The 24745-nt window shown below is 52.1% G+C and carries 25 protein-coding genes; 8 read left to right on the top strand and 17 right to left on the bottom strand.

Annotated elements, in window-relative coordinates; translation table 11 throughout:
* The 11 genes from WCI03_01020 to WCI03_00970 form a co-directional block, all read right to left on the bottom strand.
* The coding region (locus tag WCI03_01020) for a hypothetical protein (GenBank protein MEI8138428.1) at positions 1–879 on the bottom strand (879 nt) is incomplete at its 3' end.
* Positions 880–962: 83 nt separating this feature from the next.
* Complete coding sequence (queA, locus tag WCI03_01015; protein ID MEI8138427.1) at positions 963–2024, bottom strand: tRNA preQ1(34) S-adenosylmethionine ribosyltransferase-isomerase QueA; 1062 nt, start codon at positions 2022–2024, stop codon at positions 963–965.
* Positions 2024–2605: a lytic transglycosylase domain-containing protein gene (locus WCI03_01010; GenBank protein ID MEI8138426.1), complete on the bottom strand. Its 582-nt coding sequence runs from the start codon at positions 2603–2605 to the stop codon at positions 2024–2026. Before WCI03_01010 ends, queA begins: the two co-directional genes overlap by 1 nt.
* Positions 2602–3525, bottom strand: coding sequence for a thioredoxin-disulfide reductase (trxB, locus tag WCI03_01005; GenBank protein MEI8138425.1), 924 nt, complete (start codon positions 3523–3525; stop codon positions 2602–2604). The genes WCI03_01010 and trxB overlap by 4 nt, the downstream gene beginning before the upstream one ends.
* 1 nt (position 3526) lies before the next feature.
* Complete coding sequence (locus WCI03_01000) at positions 3527–5239, bottom strand: GspE/PulE family protein (GenBank protein MEI8138424.1); 1713 nt, start codon at positions 5237–5239, stop codon at positions 3527–3529.
* Between the two features lie 7 nt (positions 5240–5246).
* A complete protein-coding gene (locus tag WCI03_00995) occupies positions 5247–6341 on the bottom strand; it encodes a type IV pilus twitching motility protein PilT (protein MEI8138423.1) in 1095 nt (364 codons plus the stop codon).
* Positions 6341–8044, bottom strand: a complete 1704-nt coding sequence (gene gspE, locus WCI03_00990) for a type II secretion system ATPase GspE (GenBank protein MEI8138422.1) — start codon at positions 8042–8044, stop codon at positions 6341–6343. Before gspE ends, WCI03_00995 begins: the two co-directional genes overlap by 1 nt.
* A gap of 81 nt (positions 8045–8125) precedes the next feature.
* Entirely contained in the window at positions 8126–9553 is a 1428-nt protein-coding gene (gene gatB / locus WCI03_00985; protein ID MEI8138421.1) for an Asp-tRNA(Asn)/Glu-tRNA(Gln) amidotransferase subunit GatB, read from the bottom strand.
* Positions 9550–11040, bottom strand: a complete 1491-nt coding sequence (gene gatA, locus WCI03_00980) for an Asp-tRNA(Asn)/Glu-tRNA(Gln) amidotransferase subunit GatA (protein ID MEI8138420.1) — start codon at positions 11038–11040, stop codon at positions 9550–9552. The genes gatB and gatA overlap by 4 nt, the downstream gene beginning before the upstream one ends.
* Before the next feature lie 2 nt (positions 11041–11042).
* Entirely contained in the window at positions 11043–11348 is a 306-nt protein-coding gene (gatC, locus tag WCI03_00975) for an Asp-tRNA(Asn)/Glu-tRNA(Gln) amidotransferase subunit GatC (protein MEI8138419.1), read from the bottom strand.
* 173 nt (positions 11349–11521) lie between these two features.
* Entirely contained in the window at positions 11522–11686 is a 165-nt protein-coding gene (locus WCI03_00970) for a hypothetical protein (protein MEI8138418.1), read from the bottom strand.
* Positions 11687–11931: 245 nt separating this feature from the next.
* On the opposite strand from WCI03_00970, the gene WCI03_00965 reads away from it, so the two are divergent.
* Positions 11932–12234 (top strand): hypothetical protein, encoded by a 303-nt coding sequence (locus WCI03_00965; GenBank protein MEI8138417.1) that lies wholly within the window; start codon positions 11932–11934, stop codon positions 12232–12234.
* A gap of 196 nt (positions 12235–12430) precedes the next feature.
* Here the strand turns inward: WCI03_00965 and topA are convergent, their stop codons facing one another.
* Together topA and dprA are read right to left on the bottom strand one after the other, a co-directional pair.
* Entirely contained in the window at positions 12431–14950 is a 2520-nt protein-coding gene (topA, locus tag WCI03_00960) for a type I DNA topoisomerase (GenBank protein ID MEI8138416.1), read from the bottom strand.
* A 63-nt stretch (positions 14951–15013) separates the two neighbouring features.
* Positions 15014–16078, bottom strand: coding sequence for a DNA-processing protein DprA (gene dprA / locus WCI03_00955; protein ID MEI8138415.1), 1065 nt, complete (start codon positions 16076–16078; stop codon positions 15014–15016).
* A 190-nt stretch (positions 16079–16268) separates the two neighbouring features.
* Between dprA and ftsA the strand changes: the two genes are divergently transcribed.
* The 6 genes from ftsA to WCI03_00925 are packed head-to-tail and all read left to right on the top strand — an operon-like array spanning position 16269 to position 21244.
* Positions 16269–17474: a cell division protein FtsA gene (gene ftsA / locus WCI03_00950; protein MEI8138414.1), complete on the top strand. Its 1206-nt coding sequence runs from the start codon at positions 16269–16271 to the stop codon at positions 17472–17474.
* A gap of 19 nt (positions 17475–17493) precedes the next feature.
* On the top strand, positions 17494–18681 hold the full coding sequence (locus tag WCI03_00945; GenBank protein MEI8138413.1) for a cell division protein FtsZ: 1188 nt from the start codon (positions 17494–17496) through the stop codon (positions 18679–18681).
* Positions 18678–19175 (top strand): GtrA family protein, encoded by a 498-nt coding sequence (locus WCI03_00940; protein ID MEI8138412.1) that lies wholly within the window; start codon positions 18678–18680, stop codon positions 19173–19175. The genes WCI03_00945 and WCI03_00940 overlap by 4 nt, the downstream gene beginning before the upstream one ends.
* A 10-nt stretch (positions 19176–19185) precedes the next feature.
* A complete protein-coding gene (locus WCI03_00935; protein MEI8138411.1) occupies positions 19186–19671 on the top strand; it encodes a phosphatidylglycerophosphatase A in 486 nt (161 codons plus the stop codon).
* 36 nt (positions 19672–19707) lie between these two features.
* Positions 19708–20733 (top strand): tetratricopeptide repeat protein, encoded by a 1026-nt coding sequence (locus WCI03_00930; protein ID MEI8138410.1) that lies wholly within the window; start codon positions 19708–19710, stop codon positions 20731–20733.
* A complete protein-coding gene (locus WCI03_00925) occupies positions 20720–21244 on the top strand; it encodes an LptE family protein (protein MEI8138409.1) in 525 nt (174 codons plus the stop codon). Before WCI03_00930 ends, WCI03_00925 begins: the two co-directional genes overlap by 14 nt.
* Positions 21245–21315: 71 nt before the next feature.
* Here WCI03_00925 and rpsT read toward each other — a convergent pair whose 3' ends face one another.
* On the bottom strand, positions 21316–21579 hold the full coding sequence (gene rpsT, locus WCI03_00920) for a 30S ribosomal protein S20 (GenBank protein MEI8138408.1): 264 nt from the start codon (positions 21577–21579) through the stop codon (positions 21316–21318).
* Between the two features lie 128 nt (positions 21580–21707).
* On the opposite strand from rpsT, the gene WCI03_00915 reads away from it, so the two are divergent.
* Positions 21708–22331 (top strand): sigma-70 family RNA polymerase sigma factor, encoded by a 624-nt coding sequence (locus WCI03_00915; protein MEI8138407.1) that lies wholly within the window; start codon positions 21708–21710, stop codon positions 22329–22331.
* 528 nt (positions 22332–22859) lie between these two features.
* Here WCI03_00915 and rsfS read toward each other — a convergent pair.
* The 3 genes from rsfS to WCI03_00900 are packed head-to-tail and all read right to left on the bottom strand — an operon-like array spanning position 22860 to position 24740.
* Positions 22860–23195, bottom strand: coding sequence for a ribosome silencing factor (rsfS, locus tag WCI03_00910; protein MEI8138406.1), 336 nt, complete (start codon positions 23193–23195; stop codon positions 22860–22862).
* A 6-nt stretch (positions 23196–23201) separates the two neighbouring features.
* The gene (gene nadD, locus WCI03_00905) at positions 23202–23831 is read right to left on the bottom strand and encodes a nicotinate-nucleotide adenylyltransferase (protein ID MEI8138405.1); all 630 of its coding nucleotides are present in this window, start codon (positions 23829–23831) and stop codon (positions 23202–23204) included.
* 12 nt (positions 23832–23843) lie between these two features.
* The gene (locus tag WCI03_00900) at positions 23844–24740 is read right to left on the bottom strand and encodes a homocysteine S-methyltransferase family protein (GenBank protein ID MEI8138404.1); all 897 of its coding nucleotides are present in this window, start codon (positions 24738–24740) and stop codon (positions 23844–23846) included.
* Positions 24741–24745: the final 5 nt, after the last annotated feature.

Genomic DNA, 24745 nt, shown 5'->3' with positions numbered 1-24745 from the left:
CATGGGAATGAACAGTTCGGTCGCGCTACCGCGCGATTGAACTGCTCTTTTTAGGCTAATATCTGGTTCAACGACTGGTTCCGGTTCGGACACCGGTGCGGTATCTAGTGTCGGCAGGGATGTCACATTGGGGAACGGGACGGGAGCCGGAGTAGGCGATGCCTGAACAACTTCGGGTTTCGTCGCGGGCACTGGAGCAAGCGACAACACCGGGGCGACCACGGGCGCCGACTGGGACATCGAACCGCGCGCTGACGCCATCACTACCGGTGCCGGCGTGGAAGCCGCAGATGTCGGCGCAGAAGTGGTGACGGCGGGATTTGAAAAAGAGACCGCTGCTGCGGCGGAAGGTGCCGTGGGTAGCGGGGATGCGGCGGCGGGAGGGGCGCCCAGCAACGCAAGGATCGCCTTCGCGGCACCAGCCCAGATGACAATTACCGGGCACATTCCGGAACGAAAAGCGGAGACGGAGGAATAGACGGTGCGGCAACTGAGCATGCCCGACACCCCACTCTTAAGAATCCGCTCCCGGATGCCGTCCAGATCCGTGGGAACCGTGATGACGCACAACGGGTAACCGGCGGCGGAGAGCTCAGGCTCCAGACGTGCGATCATGGTCAGGGTGTCAATGGGACTGTCCGCCGTGATGACGAGACCAATCGGCAACCTGGACATCCCTGCTCCCACCGCTTGGGCAATCTGACCGGCCCCACTCTCTCGCCTTGCGATCCCCAACTGCCGGGCGGCGGCAAGGACACGGGCCTGAGTCGCAGGACTGATCCGGAGCTTGTCACCCCGCCCATTCAGCACAGCTGAAGCGGTCGTCCGGTCAACCCCTACCGCATATCCAACCTCCCCTATACCTACTGGCTTAATCATGCTCACACTAGTTAGCATTGAAGATTATGAAAAGCAAGAATGCCTGATTAAAATCTGCCGGGGTACCGGCGGGTGGTAAATCTCTAGATGATCAGCATGCAATCACCATAGCTGTAGAACTTGTATTGCTCTTTGAGCGCTTCCGCATAGGCGTGCCGGATCAACTCTGTACCAGCCAGGGCGCTTACCATCATGATCAAAGTTGATTTCGGAAGATGAAAATTCGTCAGCATGGCATCCACCAGTTTGAACGAATATGGCGGCGTGATAAAAATACGGGTTCGCCCGCTTCCCGGACTGACCACCCCCACCGACGTCGCCGCGGTCTCCAGCGTTCGGACAACCGTACTGCCGACAGCCACGACCCGTCCTTTACGGAGTTTGGCCTGCATGATGGCCTGCGCTATTCCGGGCGTAACCTCATACCGCTCCGACTCCATTTGATGATCGGAGACCAAGTCTGTTTTCACCGGCTTGAAGGTTCCCATGCCAACATGCAGGGTGACCGAGCCATGCGCCACCCCCATCTGGTTCAATCGCTGCAAGAGTGATTCAGTAATGTGCAGCCCGGCCGTCGGCGCTGCCACGGCCCCCGGTGTCCGTGCATAAACCGTTTGATAATACAGACGATCCCGAGCCAATGTCGCCCCATCGGGGACTTTGGCGCGCTTGATATACGGAGGCAGTGGTGGAATCCCCACTTCTTCAAGCACATCCAAAACAGGCCGGTCACACTGCAACGTGACCATAATCCCCACATCCCCGCTCCACTCCATGACGACAGCAGTAATCCGCCCCCCCGCCATAATGAGGCGCGTCCCGGCAACAGGGCGACGGGATGACCCGCATAGGGCATGCCACTGACCATTATTCATATCTTCAAGGAGAAGCAGTTCAACCCGTCCGCCCGTTGCCTCCTTATGCCCGTAAATCCTGGCAGGGATCACACGCGTATCATTCAGCACCAGGAGATCATCCGCCCTGAGAAACGAGGGTAGGTCACGAATCGTATGATGAAAGAGGGTTCCGGTGGTGCGGTCCACCACCATCATGCGGGCGGCTTCACGATCCAACCGTGGCTCCTGGGCAATCAATTCAGGCGGCAACTCGAAATCGAATTCAGAGGTCTTGAGGCTTTCATTCATCACTCTTTTCCCCATCGTTTCCATGGTTGACCAAACGACCGGTAATTGCGCAACACCGTCTTTACATAGGACCGGGTGGTTGGGTAACTGATCACGTTGGTGAATTCCTGTGGGTTTATGGCATTAATCCGATCCCAACGCGTGGCATTAGAGCGACCCGCATTGTATTCGGCCAGTGCATAGGGAAGTGGGTCCGCCTGACTTTTCCATCGTTTAATAGCGCGGCCGAGATACCAGGTGCCTGCCAAAACATTGGTGCCGGGATCAAAAAGGCTTTCCGTATCAAAATTTTGAATGTGCTCGGCCTTGGCCCATTCACTGGCGCTGGAAGGCATAATTTGCATAAACCCGATTTCTCCTGCTTTGCCGCGACACAGGGGATTAAACCGGGTCTCCTGCCAAATGACTGCGGCAACAAGTTTCGTGGGTACCTGATAACGTGCCGCGGCATTATCAATACAGTCGCGATTGCGATAGTAACAAATCTCAAAACGATAGGCCCATAAACTGCCAGTCAAAGGAATCAGCAGTACCGCAGAAATAAGAATGAAGCCACAGGCCCCCCGAGACAGAGCGTTCATCCGCCAAGACTGCCGATATAACGTTCCGCCTCAAGTGCCGCCATGCAGCCTGTTCCGGCCGCAGTAATTGCCTGCCTATAATGGGCATCTTGCACATCTCCGGCGGCAAATATCCCAGGAATATTGGTCACGGTATGCCGCGTTACCAGATACCCCTTCTCATTCATATCCAGAATCCCTTTAAAGGGCTTGGTGTTAGGCTCATGTCCGATCGCCGCAAACAGCGCCATGACGGGAATCTCGGAAATGGCCCCCGTTTTAATATTCTTCAAACGCAGCCCGGTCACTTCATTCCGCGCCACATCCAAAACCTCCTCAACAACTGAATCCCAATGGATTTCAATTTCGGGATGGTTGATGACTCGATCTGACATGATTTTTGAAGCGCGGAATTCATGACGCCGATGAATCAGAGACACTTTAGACGCAAACCGTGTCAAAAATAAAGCCTCCTCCATGGCCGTATCCCCCCCACCGACCACCGCCACAGGGACATCGCGGTACAGTGCCCCATCACAAGTGGCACAAGCGGAAACACCCCGCCCCATCAATTTGGTTTCGGAGGCGAGGCCCAAATACATGGCACGAGCACCGGAAGCAATCACTACGACTGTGGACTCAAGCGCCTGGCCACCTTCAAGAATAAGCTTTTTTGAACTCCCGGAAAAATCGGCCTGCACGACATCACCACCCACAAAACGAGCACCAAAACGCTCGGCCTGTTCGCGCATTTTCATAACCAGCGCAGTACCATCAATACCTTCAGGGAAGCCCGGATAGTTCTCCACATCGGTAGTCGTCGTCAACTGCCCGCCAGGCTGCATCCCCTCGATGACCACAGGCTTAAGATTGGCGCGGGCTAAATAAATGGCCGCGGTTAAACCCGCGGGGCCGGTTCCGACAATGATTACATTTTCCATATTATGTATACCGCAACACTTCTTCGACAGTCGTATAGCCGTCGAGTATATTTTTAATCCCATCCTGACGCAATGTGCGCATCCCTAACTGGATTGCCTTATCTCGGATAACCAAGGTGGGTTGACGCTGATTGATCAACTCACGAATCGGATCCGAAATGCTCAGGTACTCATAAATGCCTTTTCGCCCCTTGTAACCGGTATTGTTGCATTGCCCACAACCGGTCCCGTAATAAAAATTCTGTTCCCCCACATCCTGCCGAGTGAGCCCCAGGCGTTCCAGCATCTTGTCTTCAGGCTTGAAAGCCGTCTTACAACTGTCGCACACCTTGCGAACCAGCCGCTGCCCCACTACCGCCTCCATGGTTGAAGAAATCAAATAAGGTTCCACTTCCATGTCAATCAAACGGGTTACCGCACCGGCCGCATCATTGGTATGAAGGGTACTGAAAACCAGATGTCCTGTGAGCGAGGCATGAATGGCAATATGCGCCGTCGTCAAATCACGAATTTCACCAATCATCAACACATCCGGATCTTGCCGCAAAAAGGCACGCAAAACGCGTTCAAAGGTGTTGCCAATCGCATCATTGACCGGAACCTGAATAATTCCATCAATTTCGTATTCGACGGGATCTTCAGCGGTCAACAGCTTCGACTCCGTCGTATTCAAACGCCGCAAAGCGGAATACAACGTAGTCGTTTTTCCAGACCCGGTAGGCCCGGTGACAACGATGATACCATTCGGTTTATCGAGATCGAGCAATAACTTTTTAAGAATGTCATCAGGCATCCCGAGATTATCAAGATCCAACGAGACAACCCCGCGATCCAATACACGCAGCACGACGCTTTCGCCAAATTGAGTAGGCAGACAAGAAACACGAAAATCGATCTGTCTACCCCCGATGGTCAATTGAATACGGCCATCCTGAGGCAAACGCCGTTCTGCAATATTCAAACCTGACATGACCTTAAGTCGTGAAATGACAGGGATGGCCAGCCGTTTGGGCGGAGGAGCCATTTCATACAAAGCCCCATCCACACGATACCGGATCTTGAATTCATTCTCAAACGGCTCAAAGTGGATATCCGATGCCCGGTCCTGAACCGCCTGATATAGCATGAGATTAACGAACCGGATGACCGGGGCTGATCCTGCAGCTTCTTCAATGCCGCGGGTATCCTCCTGGGTAGTATTCAGTTCAAGATACTTATCGGCCTGATCGATTTCAGATTCCAGCGCATTGAGCATGTCGCTTACAGAAGTGCTCTCATCGCCGTAAAGCTGATTGACGTGCGCCCGGATATCTTCTTCGCGCGCCATCACCAGAGAAACGTCCTTGGTCAAAACAAAGGCCAGCTCATCCATGGTGGCCGGACTCATCAAGTCACACGTCGCCAAGGTAACCGAGTTAATCCCCCGTTCGACTGGCACCACCATATACATACGCGCCACACTGGCGGAAATGGAGTGAACCACCTCCGGCGGAATATCGGTTGCGGCCAGATTCACAACTCGGGTTCCCAGGCTCTCGGCAATCATCTTCAGAAGCGTGTCTTCAGGACAAACATCAATATTAATGATGATATCGCGCACCGGCTTACCGCTGCGTTGATGCTCCTCACTAATTTCCTGGAGCTGTTCGGGGGTCACCAGACCATGCGACTCCAGTAATTGAAGAATCAGTTCGTTGTGATGAACATCCGGCATAGGTCATTTACCTTTTCTTATTCTTATGAGCCTCTTCCAGTTTCAACACAATCGACTCCGGATCCTGAGACTTTGTAATCAGATCCTCGTAGTTGATCCGTCCTGCCTGGTAAAGCGCCATGAGATGTGCGTCCAAGGTAATCATGCCCCATTTGGCGCCCGTCTGAATTTCTGATGTAATACGATAGGTTTTACCTTCACGGACCAAGGACTGAATGGCCGGCGTGGAAATCATGATTTCGAACGCAGCGACACGTCCCGGCGCATCTGCCCGCACAAGAAGCAACTGTGAAATCACCGCCACAAGTCCGGAGGCCAACTGGGTGCGAACCTGGGCCTGCTGCCCCATGGGGAAGGCATCCACAATACGATCAACCGTACGGGCAGCCCCGGTCGTATGCAGTGTGGCAAAAACCAAGTGTCCGGTTTCCGCCGCCGTGATGGCAGCCATCATGGTTTCCAGATCGCGCATTTCACCGACAAGAATGACGTCAGGATCCTGGCGCAACGCCCGGCGCAAGGCCTCACCAAATGAGGGGACGTCCACACCAATTTCCCGCTGAGTCACCACGGATTTTTTATGAGGATGATAATACTCAATGGGATCCTCAATGGTTATAATATGCAGATCGCGTTCCTCGTTAATCAGATTCAACATCGAGGCGAGTGTTGTGGTTTTCCCGGATCCAGTCGGACCGGTAACCAAAATCAGGCCCCGAGGCCGGAAAATCAATTCTTTAACTTGCGGAGGTAGCCCGATCCCATCCAGCGACATAAGCTTGGTGGGGATCTGGCGCAGAACCATCCCGACGTTCCCTTTGGCCTTGAGGACGCTGACACGGAAACGAGCCACTGTACCAAAGCCGAAACCGAAGTCTGTTCCCCCGCCTTCCCTGACTCTCTGCTGATGATCTTCCGAAGTAATGCTCTTCATGAAGCGCTCAGTATCTTCCGGCTTCAGCACTGAGGCATCAATAGCCTGCATGCGGCCATGAAGGCGCAGTACGGGTGGGACTCCCACGGTAAGATGCAAATCCGAGGCCCCTTCATCCACGACAAGCTGAAGCAATTCGCTCATCTCAATCTGGCTGCTATCGATCATTATAATGCATCTCCCATGGTGGCGCGTAACACTTCATCCAGGGTTGTTGTCCCGATCACAACTTTCCTTAAACCATCTTCTCGCAGCGTTCTCATCCCCAGCTCACGTGCTTTCTGGCGGATCTCAATCGACGAAATTTTACCAAAAATCATTCTTTGAATTTCATCATTGATGATGAGAATTTCGAAAATACCAGCCCGGCCCGAATACCCGGTAAGCGCGCACTTGTTGCAACCGCGCCCACGATAAAGTTGAACTCCGGCGAACTGCTCGGCAGCGGCTCCGAGAAGAAGCAATTCATTAGCCGTAGGCTTATGCTCCTCCCGGCAATGTTCACACACGGTTCGGACCAATCGCTGCGCGATAATCGCACGCACAGACGAGGCAACCAAAAATGGTTTTACGCCAATATCCTGCAAACGCGTAATGGCACTCGGAGCATCATTGGTGTGCAAGGTGCTGAACACGAGATGACCGGTCAATGCTGCCTCAGTCGCAATACGTGCAGTTTCGTTGTCCCGAATTTCACCAATCATTACAATATTCGGTGCCTGACGTAAAATCGAACGGAGCGCAGTTGCGAAAGTCAGCCCGATATCCTCTCGAACATGCACTTGATTGATACCTGACATTTGATATTCGACGGGATCCTCAACCGTGATGATTTTTCGGTCAGGCTTATTGACGAAATTAAGACAGGCATAAAGTGTCGTCGTTTTGCCTGACCCAGTCGGGCCGGTAACCAGAATAATCCCATCCGGCAAACCGATCAACCGGGTGAAAGTCTCCTGATCATCAGCAAGAAATCCCAGTTTAGGCAGTCCCAGAGCCAAATTTTGCTTGTCGAGAATACGCATGACAATACTCTCGCCATGCCCGGTGGGGACCGTCGACACACGCAGATCCAACTCACGACCTTTGACGTTTACCTGAATACGACCATCCTGGGGAACACGTTTTTCGGCAATTTTCATGTTCGCCATGATTTTAACACGGCTGATAATCGCCGCCTGCAGGCGCTTCGGGGGACTATCCACCTCCTGCATGACACCATCAATGCGATATCGCACACGGAATCGCTTTTCCAGCGGCTCCAGATGAATATCAGAAGCACGGTTTCGATGCGCTTCATAGATGATCAAACTGACCAACTTGATAATGGGCACATCGGACTCGGAAACATCAACATCCTCCCGCAAATCTGCCCGTCCGGCACTCACCATGGCGACCGTACCCTCGGTGAGCTGATCAATCATGGTCTCCATGGAAGCTTCGGTCGCATAATAGCGATCCAACGCAACCGTGATCTCAGCGGGAAGAGCAACCACCCCTTCAATGTCACATTTAAGCAAATAGCGCAGACTATCAAGGGTATCGACCTCCAAGGGGTCACCGATGGCCACCGTCAATACGTTATCATGCTTGGAGACAGGCATGACCTTGTATTTGCGCGCGATATCAACCGGCACCGCCGTAATCGCCTCAGGGGGGATATGGAGATTTACGAGGGAAATCATTTCCATACCAAAACGGCTGGAAAGGACTGAAAGGATTTCTTCAAAGGTGAGCACCTTCGTACTGATGAAGGTATCCACTACAGAGCTATGCATGGGCATGCGCTGTCGAGCCAATTCAATCTGCTCATCGGCGACCAGGCCCTCTTCCTTGAGGACCTCCAAAACATATTCATCGTTTGAGGTCAAATCGCAATCCTCTCAGATCTAGTTGGATGACGGCGTGTACAACTCTGTCAGGTAACACCTTACCACCATCCCGCGTCATGGTCAATTGGACAACTTCTTTTCCAGCAGAGCACCCGCCATTTGGGGATTGGCCTTCCCTTTACTAAGCCGCATGACCTGTCCGACCAGAAATTTCATGGCTGCCGCCTTACCATTCCGGAAATCTTCCACAGATTTTGAATTTTCCGCAATGATCTGATCAACCACTGCCTCAATCGCCCCGGCATCACTCACCTGCGCCAATCCACGGGCGGCAACAATATCCTTAGCGAGCCCTCCCCGCTCCAACATAATGGCAAAGACATCCCGCGCCGTATTAGAATTGATCACCTTGGCATCAGTCAGGTCTACCAGTTCGGCCAGGGCCGCAGGTTTAATGGCAAAGGCGGAAATAGAAATCCCCTTTTCAGTAAGTGTCCGCAACACATCGGTCATGACCCAATTTGAGACAGCCTTCGGATTGCGCGAACACCGGGCAGCATCTTCAAAATAATCGCCTACAGCCTTCTCCGCCGCCAACACCTGAGCATCATATTCTGGCAATCCAAATTCCCTTACAAATTTTTCGCGCCGCTGGGCAGGCAGCAAAGGAAGCGCAGCGGCCCATTCGGCGACAAGGGCCTCAGGCAATGCAATCGGCATCAAATCTGGTTCAGGGAAATAACGATAATCATGGGCATCTTCCTTGGTGCGCATCGAGAACGTCTGCCCCTTATCCACATCCCATCGGCGGGTTTCCTGAATGATCTTGCCGCCTCCCTCAATCACCTCGCGTTGCCTCTCGATTTCATAATGGAGTGCGTTATAAATCCCCTTGAAGGAATTCATGTTTTTGATTTCGACTTTGGTTCCGAATGTAGACTGCCCTTCGGGCCGGAGGCTGATATTCACATCACACCGCATATTGCCCTCTTCCATATTGCAATCACTGACTTCGGCATACACCAAAATCTGACGCAACGTCTGGAGGTAGGCCAAGGCCTCGTCCGGGCTTTCCATGTCAGGCTCCGATACGATTTCCATCAGGGGCACTCCGGCACGGTTGTAGTCAATTCCGCTCCAGGTGGTGTAGTGCATATTTTTCGCCACGTCTTCTTCCTGATGAATGCGCGTAATGCCGATCCGGCGAGCATTCCCCCCCACCTCAATATCCACGCCCCCCCCCAGACAAAGAGGCTTGTCGCATTGGGTAATCTGGTAATTCTTTGGCATGTCCGGGTAGAAGTAGTTCTTCCGGTCAAATTTACTGAAGGAATTAATGCGGCACCCAAGCATCAACCCGGAAATAACTGTCCAGCGAATCGCCTCACGGTTCATGACCGGCAGGCTCCCGGGGTAGCCCATGCAAACAGGACAAACATGCGTATTGGGCGAAGCCCCGAAATCCGTACTACAGGCACAAAACATTTTGGACTTCGTCTTGAGCTGGACATGCACTTCCAGCCCGATGGTTACCCGGAAAGTCGTCATAATTGCACCTGTGATCCTGCATTCTCTGTAGCGATGCCCGAACGCTGAGCTCGCCAATGTGTCGCCTGCTCAAAAGCAAATCCCGTTCGCAAAATGGCCTCCTCGCCCAACGCAGGACCCATCACCTGAAGCCCGACAGGAAGCTTCCCGGATGCCATGCCACAAGGAACAGACAGCCCGCAAATCCCCGCCAAATTGACGGGGACAGTGAAGACATCTCCAAGATACATCTGGAGAGGATCAGCACAATTCTCGCCAATCCGATATGCCGGAGTCGGGGCCACTGGCGAGAGGATCACCGAACAGTGTTTGAAGGCCTCCTCAAAATCACGCCGAATCAGGGTCCGAACCTTCTGGGCGCGCAGGTAGAATGCATCATAGTAGCCGCTACTTAAGACATAGGTCCCCAGAATTATCCGCCGTTTGACCTCAGGACCGAATCCTTCCGCCCGGGTCTTCTTATAAAGATCCAGAGGATCTAAAGCCCCCGCTGCCCGATACCCGTAGCGCACACCATCAAAGCGGGACAAATTAGCCGAAGCTTCGGCCGGAGCAATAATATAGTAGGTATCCACGGCCACTCGCGTATGCGGCAGGGACACTTCAACCACCTTGGCCCCCAATTGGCGGCACACCTCAATGGCCTCCTGAACACACCGTTCAACTTCAGGGTCCAACCCACCCACAAAGTATTCCTTGGGCAGCCCGACCGTTACCCCTCTCAAATCCTTCGTCAACGAAGCTTGATAGTCCGGAACGGACACAGACAATGTCGTGGAATCCGCTGCATCAACGCCCGCCATAATCTGCAACAATAAAGCCGTATCACGCACATCTTTTGTCATCGGCCCGATCTGATCAAGTGATGAGGCGTAAGCAGTGAGTCCATAGCGGGAAATCCGTCCATAGGTCGGTTTCAACCCGACACACCCGCAAAACGACGCCGGCTGCCGAACCGAACCGCCCGTATCGGACCCTAGCGCCGCCACACACTCGTTTGCCGCAACCACGGCCGCAGAACCACCGCTTGAACCACCGGGGACACACTCCAAATTCCAGGGATTACGCGTGATGCCATAGGCCGAGTTTTCCGTGGTTGACCCCATGGCAAACTCATCCATATTGGTACGTCCGACAAAAACCGCCCCTTCAGCTCGAAGCCTGGCAATGGCAGTGGCATCATACGGCGACACGTATCCCTTTAGAATTTTGGATCCACAGGTACAGGGTTGACCTTTGACATTCAGAACATCTTTTACGGCGATGGGCACGCCAAGAAGGCGTCCCTTCACACCATTCCCACGGGCAACATCAGCCGCACGGGCTTGCTCCAGGGCATCCGACTCATCAAGCGTCAGATAGCCATGAATCCGGTCATCTGTCCGATGAATGGCATCCAGCACCGAGCGAACCACATCCACAGAACAGCATTCACCGCGATTTAGGTGCTCTAAAATTTCATGAATGGTAAGGGTATTCAGCATGATAATTACTCCACAATGGTTGGCACCATCACCAGACCGGCAGACTGCTCGGGTGCGTTGTTCAGAATCACGTCCCGGTCCAACCCCGGTTGCACGACATCTTCCCGAAATACATTCTGGATGGGGGTTGCATGTGCCATCGGCTCAACGTCATCCACCTCCAAGCTCCGTATCTGGTTAAAATGATCAACAATATGATCCAGTTGCGACTGAAATTCGACCACCTCATCGTCCGTCAAATTCAAACGCGCCAGATTGGCTACATACCGGACATCCATTTTCTTGGCTGATTGGGTTTTATCGTCACTCATAAATAATCTTACTCTCCGCCGCCTTTGGCAACTGAAAAAACACATTCTCTGAAACAACAACACCCCTGTCAACTGCCGTCGTACAAGGGCTATTAACGGTTACTCAAATTCTGAACCGTTACGGGAACGGTCAATCCGGCGAACCGTGCACACACTCCCCAACCACCACCGAATTACGAAACTTTGAGAAGCAGCATATTACTGCCGGCACGCAGTGTCAGCCGAATCCGCTCCTGATCCACGGTCACCCCACGCGCGACATTCCGTCGTTGTTCCGTAATGGAGTCGCCGAGAAACACTATACGATCATTCGTTTTTAATAATAACCCGCTCGTCATCGCAAATCATCCTTCCCCGAGGTGAATACCACAGATCACTGCCTTCATAAAAAACCAAGAATATATGATATAATCAAACAGGCCATGCAAGCACGGATCTGAGCATTTTCATCGTTCGCCGGAGCCTGCGGATTCACCGACATCCGGACTGGCCCTTGTAGGGTTACTCCCCATAGTAGAGCTCCAGCCAAAGAAGTAGCATGAAATTGAGATAAATACATAAACAACAAAAAAGGCAGATGACTATGAAGATTAATTTTTTAACGGTTCTTGGAATTGTGGCAGTTGCAGGCATTATGGGTTTCGTCAGTTGCAAACAGAAGACGGCGACACCCGGTCCTGCCGAACGAACTGGTGCGGCTATTGATAGGGCTACGTCTAATACGGTTGAAACGGCCAATGACGCTGCCGAGAAAACCCGCGAGCTCGCAGTAAAAGCGGCGGAGGCAACAAAAGCCGCTGCGCAAAAAGTAGTCGAAAAGACAGGCGAAGGCTTGGAGAAAACCGGAGAAGCCATCGAGAAGACAGGCGAGAATCTGCAAAAATAATGGCTCAGTCGATAGGCGAAGCTGACATTATTCGATAGATTGCATCGCGCCTCCGGGACTCAAAGTGGTAGTGACGTCTCAGCTCTGGCTTACCCAGCAGCGGCGAGACGCCGCTGCCACTTTTTTTCATTAACCTACGCATAGAAACCAATATCCATACGCTTTAGCACCACATCTCGGTCGGAAATTGGAATGACTATTCTGCCGCAGTTTCTTCCGGTACGGGTGGAGCATATTTCTTTACCATACGCTTCAGTGCGGATTTTTGACGGGGGGTCAATGATTTACGCTGTTCATATTGCCTGGACAAGGAGACGTAAAACGTCTTGTCGTCAAACGTCTTGCCTTTCTTCTCAACCGCCTCTTTCCACTCAGTAACCGTCTTGAGCTGGTCCAACAGTGCCGCACATTCCGGATCTTCGACCTGGGGCCCTTGAGCTTCCAGAACCAGCCGCGACTTGATGACCTCAAAATCAGGAATTCGATCGGCATACTTCAACACCATTCGATTTACCACGTTGAGCTGTGCTGGCGAAAGTTCGCGATTCTGGTCAACCCGCCGTTGCAGGGAGTCGATAAACTTTTTCTCATCGAAAGTGCGACCCCGCCGGGCTTTCGGAGGATCAAACTCCATCCCTTTAAGCAACGACATCTTCTCAACCGTCGAGGGCTCCGGCGGCACATCCGGCTTCTCCTCCAGCAACAGGCCCAGTCCGGACTCGGTGATGGTGGCCTCGACTCCAGGAATCTGTTCCCGATAGCGCAGGGCTATCCTTCCTAGCGATTCAAACTGGCGCATCGACAATGGCTTTTCAGCCTTTTCCATCTGCTCGCGAATGGAGTCGGCGAACTTTTTATCACTATAGGTGCGACGTCCCCGCTTCACCTCAGGCCCCCACTCCTTGATGTGCTCCAATACCGCCAGCACCCGCCCCACTTTGGCACTATCCGGCGCTGGCCCCTTGGCGGCCTTCATCCACTCCACGAAGTTGACATAGAAATTACGGAGCATATCCGTCCATTCAACCTTACCGGCCTCAATTTCATCCAACAGCAGTTCCATCCCTGCGGTGAATTTGACCTCAAACAGCTCATTCAGGTATTGAACCAATAACCCATTTACCTGAAGCCCGATGTCCGTGGGCGAAATGGCCTTCTTTTCTTTGGCAATATAACGTCGATCATAAAGCGTACCGAGAATCGAAGCGTAGGTACTTGGACGCCCCACCCCATTCTCTTCGAGTGCCTTGATAAGCGAGGCCTCACTGAATCGGCCCGGCGGCTGGGTCTCTTTACGTTCCTCAAGCCATTTCAGAACTTCCAAGAGTTCGCCACGTTCAACGTTTGGAAGTTGATCAACTTCCGATTCCTCTTCAGCGCCGTCTTCCTTATCAGAAGGATCCTTTTCTTTTACTTTCTTCTGAACTCCACTGACTTTCATGTACCCCGGAAACGCAACTTGTGACGCCGTCGCACGGAAAAGGTAATCAGGCACATCTCCCATCGCACCGGTGGTTTCAACTTCCACGGTCTTCTGTTCGATCCTGGCTGGCGCCATCTGACTGGCCACAAACCGCTGCCAGACCAGGGTGTAAAGCTTGAGTTCATCCGGCGTCAAAATGTGGGACATATTCTTCGGGGTGCGATTCACATCCGTAGGACGGATGGCTTCATGGGCTTCCTGCGCATTCCCGCGACTCTTGAAATAGTTCGGTTTCTCGGGCAGATACTCCTGCCCGTATTCCTGTTCAATGAACGTGCGGCAGGTATTCAGCGCATCCTGGGCGATATTGAATGAGTCCGTACGCATATAGGTAATCAAACCGGTCGGCCCATCACCAAGGTCCATTCCTTCATACAGCTTCTGGGCGATCTTCATGGTGCGACTGGGGGTAAAATCAAATACCCGAGAGCCCGCCTGCTGAAGACTGCTGGTAATGTAGGGGGGGGAAGTGCGTTTTGAGAGTTCACGGCGGATGATATCCTTAACGCGAAGTTGCCGGCCATTAAGTTCGTTTCGCACGGTCTCGGCTTGTTCCGGCGTTTTGACATCCGCCTTGGCACCCTTAATACGGGCTAAACGAAGGGCAAAGGGGTCACGGGGATCAACTTCTTTGCGCACATCGGCGCCAAATAGCCAGAACGGTTCAGGAATAAAGGCTCGAATGGCCATCTCGCGTTCACAAACCAAACGTAACGCCACCGACTGCACCCGCCCCGCGCTCAAGCCTCGGCGAATACGACTCCAGAGGAGTGGACTGACCTTATAACCCACGATTCGGTCCAGAATGCGGCGTGCCTGCTGGGCGTTCACCAGCTTTTCATTGATCTCCGAAGGATTGGCAAAAGCTTCCCGCACGGCACGAGGAGTAATTTCATTATAGGTAACCCGAAAGAACTGGTCATCAGCCACCTTCCCCTTGAGCAAAGCCTTCAGATGCCAGGCAATGGCCTCCCCTTCCCGATCTGGATCGGGTGCCAGATATACGGCATCGCATCCCTCCGCAATATCACAAAGCTCTTTGACGATTTTTTTGCGATCCGGGGTCACCTCATACTGGGGTTTGAAGTTTTTCTCGGGATCCACTCCAAGACTTTTGACAGGGAGATCACGAATATGCCCCATGGAAGCCTTGACCACGTAGTCTGCGCCAAGAATCTTATTGATGGTCTTGGCCTTAGCGGGGGACTCAACGATTACTAGATTTTTTCCCATTATATGCTTCCTTTATCCCTGAATGTCAGGCAACCGGAGAAGCCTGATATTCAAGGGTCGTTATTACTGCTTTCTCAAAGCCACACGCTGCCCGGGCAACATTTTGACAACACGCTTCAACTCCAGCCCTAAAAGAAGGGCGCTGATTTCAGAGGGCTTGCGACCCGACCTGCGAATTAAGGCATCCAGCTCAACCTCACCATCCTCAGCAATCACCGTCACCAAACCAGCTTCTGCCTCTGTCAAAGTCGCCAGGATTGAAGCCCCCTCGACCTTGGCTGACGTTGGGATTAAACACCCGAGTTCTTCCAGAATGTCTTCAACACTTTCGACTAATTTCGCACCATTCTTGATCAACTTATGCGGACCGCGAGCACCAAATGAATCAATCCGGCCAGGTACGGCAAAAACGGTGCGCCCCTGATCCAAGGCTTGATGAGCGGTAATCATCGCCCCACTGGCCACATCGGCTTCCACCACCGTAACCCCTTTTGAGAGGCCACTTACTATCCGATTCCGGACTGGGAACGTGGTCTTATCAGGCTGACGGCCCATTGGATATTCCGATAACACAGCCCCTTGTCGGGCGATCTGGGCGGCTAATTCCGCATTTTCAGGAGGAAACATGCAATCCAAAGCACCCCCCAATACAGCCACAGTACGGCCCTTCCCCTTGAGCGCCCCCTTATGAGCGGCCGTATCGATTCCTCGTGCCAAACCGCTAATCACGGTAATTCCGCTCTGCACCAACTGAGTGGCAAGTTTTTCGGCTGTTTCCAAACCATAATGCGAGGTGCGTCGCGAGCCCACAATGGCCACGCCATGTTCGTCACGCAACTGAAGGGCTCCCTGGACATACAATGCCAGAGGAGGGTCATAGATTTGCAGCAACCGTTTCGGATACTCGGCATCCACAGGCGTGATCAGATGTGCGCCAACCGCCGCAGCGGCCTGTTCTTCCTTCTCAACATCCAGTCTGGCTCGCTGATCAAGGAGTTTACTTACAATATCCCGACTGACGCCAGGAACGCTCATCAAAGCATGCTTATCCGCCTCAAAAATAGCAGGGACGGAACCCAGGTGGGTAGCCAACGTACGCACCGTTACCGGGCCGACTCCCTGCATCATATTTAGAGCAATATATGCCTGCCGCAAATCCAATACAAACCTCCATCCTCAACTTAGGGAACAAAAATGAGTCGGTAGAAATAGCACACATCCTTCACCTGCGCAACTAGAGACAATTAAAGATTTCAGAATTGCGTTATGCTCGTATTTAAGGAAAACTACATCACTTTTTATTCAGGAAATGGAAATTATGGGACTGGCTCCAATCGTCGCTCTAGAAATCGGAACCTCGAAGATCATGGCCCTCGTGGGCGAACTCCGCGAGGATAACCATATTGTCATTACGGGAATGGGCGAGCATTCCTCCACGGGAATTCGCAAAGGCGAAATGGTGGACTTTGAAAACGCCCGCATCTGCGTCAAACAAGCCTTAGGTGCGGCTGAAGATAACGCCCAGGTGGCCATCCATCAAATTCATCTGGCCCTCTCGGGCGGGGACATCCAAAGTATTGTCAACCGGGGGACCATCCCCATCACCTCCGCCTCCGAAGGCGTGACACGGGATGATGTCGAACAGGTCACCGAACTTGCCCGCTCAGTCAATCTTCCCCCTGAGCGCCAAATCCTTCATTCCATCGGGCAGATTTTTTATGTGGATGGTGAACGCGTGGCCCGTCCTGAAAACTTCGAATGTGACACCCTCGCTCTCGACATGTTAATCCTTCACGCCCAAAGCAGTCACATACGGAATACCGTACGCATGCTTCGTAACGACCTTGAAATGGATGTCGCAGACACCGCCTTTGGCGGGCTCTGTTCGGCTCTCGCCGTCCTGACGCCCGAGCAAAAAGAGGGAGGCGTACTGGTGATTGACCTTGGCGGTGGCACCACCACCTTCACAGCCTATGCGGCAGGCACTTTTGCGGCCGCCGGGGCCTACGCCATCGGTGGTGACCATGTTACCAACGACATTGCTCTTGCCTTTAATATTCCTCGCATGCAGGCCGAGCAATTAAAAAGGGAGCAAGGCAGCGCTATCACCGAAGAATCCGGCGGTCCGACTCGCATCGATCTGCCAGCAGAAGGCGGCTATCCGGGAAGAAATATCAGCCTCCCGGGCCTGCAAACAGTCATACATCTACGCATGACAGAGATTTTCCAGCTCATTCTCAAGGAAATCGAGCGTAAGGGAATTGTTCATCAGATCGGGGCCGGAGTAGTGTTAACTGGGGGGGGCTCGCAAATGAAAGGGTTAACCAAACTCGCTGATCGCGTCTTTCGTATGCCATGCATGATTGGTCGCCCCATCGGCTATAGTGGCCTGGCAGCAGCAACTGAAAAACCGGAGTGCTCTACAGCTGCCGGCCTGTTGCGGTACGCCTTCAAAAACGTGACTGCGGCTCGTCGCCGTCCCTCGGTCTGGTCAAAGTTTACAAAAATCATCGGCGGACGCTGATGTTCGGAGCAATTTTATTATGAGAAGGGTCGAGAACATCATGGCCACCAGCCGTATCAGCGTGGTGGGGGTTGGTGACGGCGGTTGTAATGCCGTGGATAGCATGGCGACCCATTGGGAGAACGGGCCATCCCTGATCGCCATCAACACAGACGCGCAGGCCCTCAAAACTACACAGGCCAGCACCAGGCTCCAAATCGGTGAGCAAATTACACGCAATATGGGGGCAGGCGGTGATGCCAATATGGGTGCCCTTTCCGCAAACGACGACTTCGACACTCTTCAGGGGTTATTCCGCGGCATGGATCTGATCTTTTTAGTGGCCACACTGGGTGGCGGCACCGGCACCGGAGCGACCCCGGTTGTAGCCCGCGCGGCACGCGAAACGGGAGCCATGGTTATTGCCTTCGTTACCCTTCCATTCACCTTTGAAGGGGATCGTCGTATGTCGCAAGCCCGACAGGGCCTGCTCAATCTTCAGGATCAGGCCGATGTCGTCATCGTTATTCCCAATCAGGCGCTATTTGCTGCGGCAGGCTCCAATGCAACCGCCGAGGAAGCGTTCCACCAATCCGACTACTATCTGGGCATGGGCATCTTTGCGATCTGGAAACTGCTGACCCAGCGGGGTATCATCAACCTTGATTTTGCGACCCTCCGCATGGTGGCACGTTGCAGCGGCGGAGCCAGTAGTTTCAGTTATGGAGAAGGCAAAGGATCGGAACGGGCCCAACGTGCGATCCAAACCGCACTTCACAGCCCGCTTTTAGACAACGGCGAAACTCTTTTAGAGTCGGAATCCATTCTAGTCAGTATTCTGGGCGGATCCGATATGAGCATCCGGGAAGTTGAATCCATTATGTCCGCCGTCGAAAGCGCCACCCGGAAAGATGCCCACATCCATATGGGAACATCCATTGATGATTCATGGAACGACGCGATCTCAGTCACCATTGTGGCTTCACGTTTCTGGCGCGCCGAAAATGAGTCCGACGAAAAAACGCCCCCCGATCCCGCTGTTCCCGAAGAATCCCCCACTACTCCTGCCGGAAAAAAGAAAAACAGAAAAACAGAAACCACCCAGTCCCAATTGATTTTTGAAGGCATCAGTAAAGGGCTCTTCAAGGATGTTGAACCCACCATCATTGCAGGTGAAGACATGGATGTCCCGACCTTCATCCGGCGACGTGTGGCGGTGTCCAAATGAAACACATCCTGCTCCAATTCAAAGGGAATGAGAATCACACCCCTCTTGTTCAGTTCATCAAATACGGCATTTCTGGCGGACTCTCAACGCTGGTTCATATCTGCCTGTTTTACTGGATGGCCACTCAAATACTGCCGGCGCTCAATGCACATGATGTCATTGCCTCGCTGCTTAATCTATCGGTTCCGGAAGTGTCACAGGGTATTCGCGCCCGGAACTCCATGATCGATAATACGGTGGCCTTTCTATTTTCAAATCTGACGGCCTATGTCATCAACATTTACTGGGTGTTTTCACCAGGCCGCCATCACCCCGTCCTGGAGTTTCTGTTTTTCTTCGCTGTCTCCGGAATCGCCATCCTGATCGGAAGCACCATTATGGGCTTTCTGATTCACACCTACGGGATCACAACCACTTCAGCATTTATGGCGAATGTTTTGGTATCGTTGCTGATCAATTTTTTCATCCGGAAACACATTATTTTTAAAGACTGAGTCCTTCCCCATGGTTAAAAAATTGACAATTTTGTTATCCACGGGCTTCGGACTGGGCCATAGCCCTCTATTTCCAGGATCGGTCGGTTGCCTCCTGGGTATCCCACTGGTCTGGGCCATTCAATACTCGGGGCTTCAACTTGGGATGGAGATTCCCTTCCATATCACTATGGCGGTTCTTCTCAGTTTGATTGCCATACCTATTTGCCATGTAGGCGAAAAAGCGGCTGGCAGCAAGGACCCTCATTGCGTCGTGGCCGATGAATACCTCACCTTTCCCATCAGTATGATCGGACTCCCTTTTACCCCCCTCATGATTGCCATATCCTTTGTGACCAACCGGATCCTGGACATCTTCAAACCCTATCCTGCCAGCCAACTCCAAGCTCTTCCCGGCGGTCTGGGAATCACCATCGATGACGTTTTTTCAGCGACCTACAGTCTCGCACTCAACCACGTGGTATTCTGGTGCCTGCGCCACTACGGCTGGCTGTAATACGATCTTGACCCTCTCCGAGTCGCCGCCTAAAGTATGCCCCTACATATGCGCTTCATCATTCATATTTTATTACTGATGTTATTTATTATCCCTTGCAAGGCGAACTACGATACCATGCCGGCACCGCCCCCCAGTTCGCCATACACCCAGTCCAAGGACGATGACAAGCCACGAGTCAAGCGCGGCATCCACTGGTACCGGAGCCCTCAGTGCGAAACGGCCGCACAACAACTCCAACTAGCCTTCAAATATTATAACGATGGCCGTTATCGCAAGGCGGCCAACAGCTATCAGGCGCTCGTGTATGCCTGGCCGGATTCGCCCGAAGCCCCTCAAGCCCAATTGGCCCTGGCCAAAGTTCAAGAAATACGGCAGCGTTTCGCAAAAGCCTTTGATGAGTATCAATACCTGTTTGAATACTATCCGGGGCAATTTGACTATCAGGAGATTTCGGATCGGCAATTCAAAATTGCTAACTACATGATGAAAACGCCCAAGGCATCATTTCTCTTTTTCCCGGGATTTGATGCCCCTGAACGCGCCTTACCCATGTACGAGAAAATCATCAAAAATGCTCCCACCGGAGGGCAGGCGGCCACAGCCCAGTTGAATATCGGGATCATTCACGAGTTAAATGAAGAAGAAGAAGATGCGGTCACCGCTTATGAAACTTTTCAGAACCGTTATAGTGATGCCAATCTAGCCGCTCAGGCCTCCTTCAGGGAGGCTCACTGTCTGGTCAAGATTCACACCAACCGGCCTAATGATGAAGATGCCTGCAATGCTGCACGCGCCGCTCTTGTTCAATTCATCACCACCTATCCTGGACATGAGAAAGTTGAAGAGGCTCGTGGCTTCCTGAAGGATCTGAATGACAAGCAGGCCAAGCGGGCCTATGACCTGGCCCGATACTATCAAACCATTGCCCATCGCCCCAAGGCGGCCATAGTTGCCTATGAGGATTTCTTGAGGAAATACCCGAACACAACTCTCGCAACGAGCGCCAAACAACAGCTGGCCATCTTGAATAAGGAAACAAAAACCAATGAAAATAAATAAGCTATTTACGCCCATCTCATTACTAGGTGCTCTCGTACTGCTACTCATCACAGGCGGGTGCGCAGGCTATCATCTGGGGAATACGCTTCCTCCGGGCATTACCTCCATTTTTATTCCCGTTTTCATCAATGACTCGCGAGAGCCTGGCTTAGAAACAACTGTTACCGCAGCCACCATTCAGGAGTTTCAGAAAGATGGCTCTCTCAAAGTCCTGCAAAAGAACCAAGCTAACAGCCTGCTGGAAGTCAGGATTAAAAAGTCGGAATTGGAGCCCCTTCGCTATCGACGCGACCAGGCTATCACAGCAAACGAATACCGCCTGACACTGACAGCAGATGTGATATTACGGAAGCTTCCCGGCAACGAAGTCATGGTGAATACGACGGGTGTGATTGGATTCACCACCTTTACAGCCCTTGCCGATCTTCCCAGCGCCCGACGCGCAGCACTGCCCAAGGCTGCCGCAGATCTCGGTCAACGAATTGTGAAATGTGTTGTCGAGTACTGGTAACTGACGCGAGCAAGAAAAAAAGCCGTGCACGGGTAACCCGGCACGGCTTTCTCATATCCAAATCGGCTCTATCAGCCAACCTTGCCAACCATAGCAGCAGCACGCGCCTTACGACGATCCGCTGTATTCGGCTTAATAATACCCCGCTTGGCGGACTTATCAAGGAGCGAGCAAAATGCGCTGAATTCCTTCATGGCCTTGCTCTTATCCTTCGATTCCACCGCATCCACAAAGACGCGTCGCATAGTCGCAATTTCACTCTTGGTGCTGCGATTCCGCACCCGCCGGACCAGCGCCTGTTTGGCGCGCTTGCCTGCACTCTTGATATTCGGCATACGTTTTCCTTTAATTCTTCTTGTTGCTTGCTGAACGCAAAAAACGCCGTCATAATAAACATCCAATGGCTCAAGTCAACTTGTAAATTTGTTAATTTCTATGCAATAAATACCCCATGTCATCCGTTATGCATATAGAACCTGTCAAAGAGCGGAGTTCTACCTTTGAAATCAGCGATGAGATTTTACTCGGGCTGTACACAAAGGGGGATATCAAAGCCCTGAATGAGTTGATTGTTCGATATAAGAAACCGTTGTACAGCTTTTTGTGGAGGCTTGTGGCATCGGGAAATGAGGTGGATGAGCTCTTTCAGGAAACATGGCTTCGCGTCATTCAGAAATCTGAGAGTTTTGAGCAATACAGGTTTAAAGGGTGGATTTTTAAAATTGCGTACAATCTGGTAATCGATTGGAGCAGAACTAAACGCAAAAATTTAAGCCTCGATCAAACGTCAGAATATGCCGATGGCTTACAGACACTGGGAGACACCTTACCCGCCACAGGGTTTAGTCCCGATGGGCAGGCGGCCAATGCTGACCTTCAAATAGAGATCACACAGGCACTGGCAAGCCTGCCCGTAGAACAAAGGGAGGTATTTGTAATGAGAATGGAAGCCGATATGTCTTTTAAAGAAATTGCCGAGATACAAGGGATCTCGATAAATACCGCCTTAGCCAGAATGCAGTATGCCTTAACAAAAATGAGAAAAGCATTAAAACCCCTGCATGAAAATTCAGAGAGGACGCTATGAACTGCGCCGATATAGAAAAGCTGATATTGCTTCAGGATTCTGGAGAAATTTCCGAGGATCAAGAGCAAGAACTTATTACACACCTAAATAACTGTGAGATATGTTGTGGGAACAGCAGCAATCTAGCGAGTCTTCGTAAAACCTTTACTTCTGAAGCTCGCCATCTTCCCGAACCTTCACAGAAGACATTCACCATCATCCGGAAGGCGGCCAAACGCCATCATAACCCCAAGGCACGGCCATTCTCGATCCCTTGGCCCCTGGCCCTGGCCCTGGCTACCGCCGCAAGTCTCACCTTGTGTTTGACCACCTTGCGATTTTCTATAGGTCCGTCCTTGAACCTACCGGCCCCCATCGTTCAAAATTCACATGCCATCGAAATCATCCCATTGATTGCCTATATCACAGGAACAGAGCCCGTTCAGTTCACCATGGAGGGCGATGATGCCGAGTTGACCGTCCTGGCCAATGAATTGTTACGACTTCAGGACATGGCCATAGAATGGCCGGGGGATAAAATGGACACCCCTACTCTACCCGAGGACTATCAGCCCACAACTCTTCTATGGAATAATATTCCCGGACCTCAGTTTGGAAGATGTGGATAACCACATCAAATAAGTCCACCACAACCCAGCCATCCTCAGGCGCCCCGCTTACGCGGATCGTAAATCCAGTAGATTTAAGGGACGTGCTCACAGCGCTGGCCATGGCCTTTAATTGGGCAGCGGTCGAACCGGACGCAATCATGTAATAATCAGTAACCGGTGATGTATTACGAACATCAAAGACTGTGATATTGGCCGCCTTTTTTGACAGCAAAGCTTCTTTCGCACAACGCATTAACTCTAGTGATTCCATCATTCCTACTCATCTCCTGTATAGGGAATGCTCGGTAATATACATATCTACGGCAGGAGACACAAGATAACGAATAGACATTCCCTCAGCCACCCGGTACCGGATATCCGTTGAAGAGATATCTATCAGGTGCCCACCCCTTACATCCGCCAGCAACCTTTCTGGCCAAGGCGCGGGAAGTTTCAAATCCGACTTTGCCAATGCGGCGAGATCAATGCCAGGACGGGCGATCGTCACAATCCGGCAAAGTTTTAGCAAAAGTTCAATATCCTTCCAAAGATGCAGTTCCATAAGGGAATCAGCCCCTATTATGAAGCATAATTCCATATCGGGATGATGCTCCGCCAATATCCGCATGGAATCAATGGTATAGGATGTCCCGCCCCGCTGAATCTCCATGTCAGACACTTCAAACTGCAAATCCCCTTCAATCGCCGCTTCCAACATGGCAAGACGATGGTGTGCCACAGGTAGTTCATATGAAGATTTATGGGGAGGTTGAGCACAAGGGACAAACATCACTTTCGTAAGCTCAAACCGCTCAATGGCATCCTGAGCCATAATTAAATGCCCCAAATGCACAGGATTAAAGGTTCCTCCCAGAACCCCAAGTCTTGGACGCTGTAAAAGGGTATCCACGGGTGATCGCGCTTAGGCCTTCAATCGGCTTACAGCCTGCTTCACAGCAGCAATATGCGCGGGAGTGGTCCCGCAACAGCCGCCAATAATGGCAGCACCAGCCGCAACCAATTCAGCAACACGTCCAGCCATGTCGGCCGGTGATTCCGGAAACACATCAATTCCGTTCACATTCTTCGGCAACCCTGCATTTGCCTGAACCATAATGGGGGTTGCTGGAGCCGCCAGCTTAAGCTCCTTAACAATATCAATCATACGCTCCATCCCATTACCACAATTGGTACCAATAATGTGGGCCCCGGCCGCAACCGTCGCACGTGCGGCCTCGGAGGGAGAAACACCCATCATCGTCCGATAGGTTCCTTGATGGGTTCGCTCATAGGTAAGCGTGCATATCACCTCACAGCCGGTATTCTCTCTTGCCGCCCTGATAGCTGCAACCGACTCATCCAAGGCACTCATAGTCTCGATGCAAATTGCATCAGCGCCACCGGCTTCAAGCGCCATAACCTGCTCTTTAAAAAAAGTATAGAAATCGTCTTCAGTCACATCCCCCATAGCCGTCATCATACCGGTAGGCCCAACCGAGGCGATAACCCATTTATCAGATCCGGCGGCCTCTCGCGAAATCGATGCCGCCGCCTTATTCAGTTCCCGAGTACGGTCTGCCAGACCGAAATGCTCCAGCTTACACCGGGTTCCACCAAAGCTATCCGTTTCAATCATGTCCGAACCGGCCGCAATGTAGCCTTTGGCAATATCCATCACAGCGTCACGGTGCGTAACACACCACAATTCAGGACACTCACCTGGCTGCATCCCTTTTTTCTGAAGAAACGTCCCCCATGCCCCATCAGACACCAAAACTCGCCCGGCCTTGATCGCAGCAGTAATTTTTTGTTTTGCCATGGTTC

The organism is bacterium (assembly GCA_037143175.1).
Taxonomy (GTDB): domain Bacteria; phylum Verrucomicrobiota; class Kiritimatiellia; order CAIKKV01; family CAITUY01; genus JAABPW01.
This window is presented reverse-complemented; position numbering and strand designations above follow the sequence as displayed.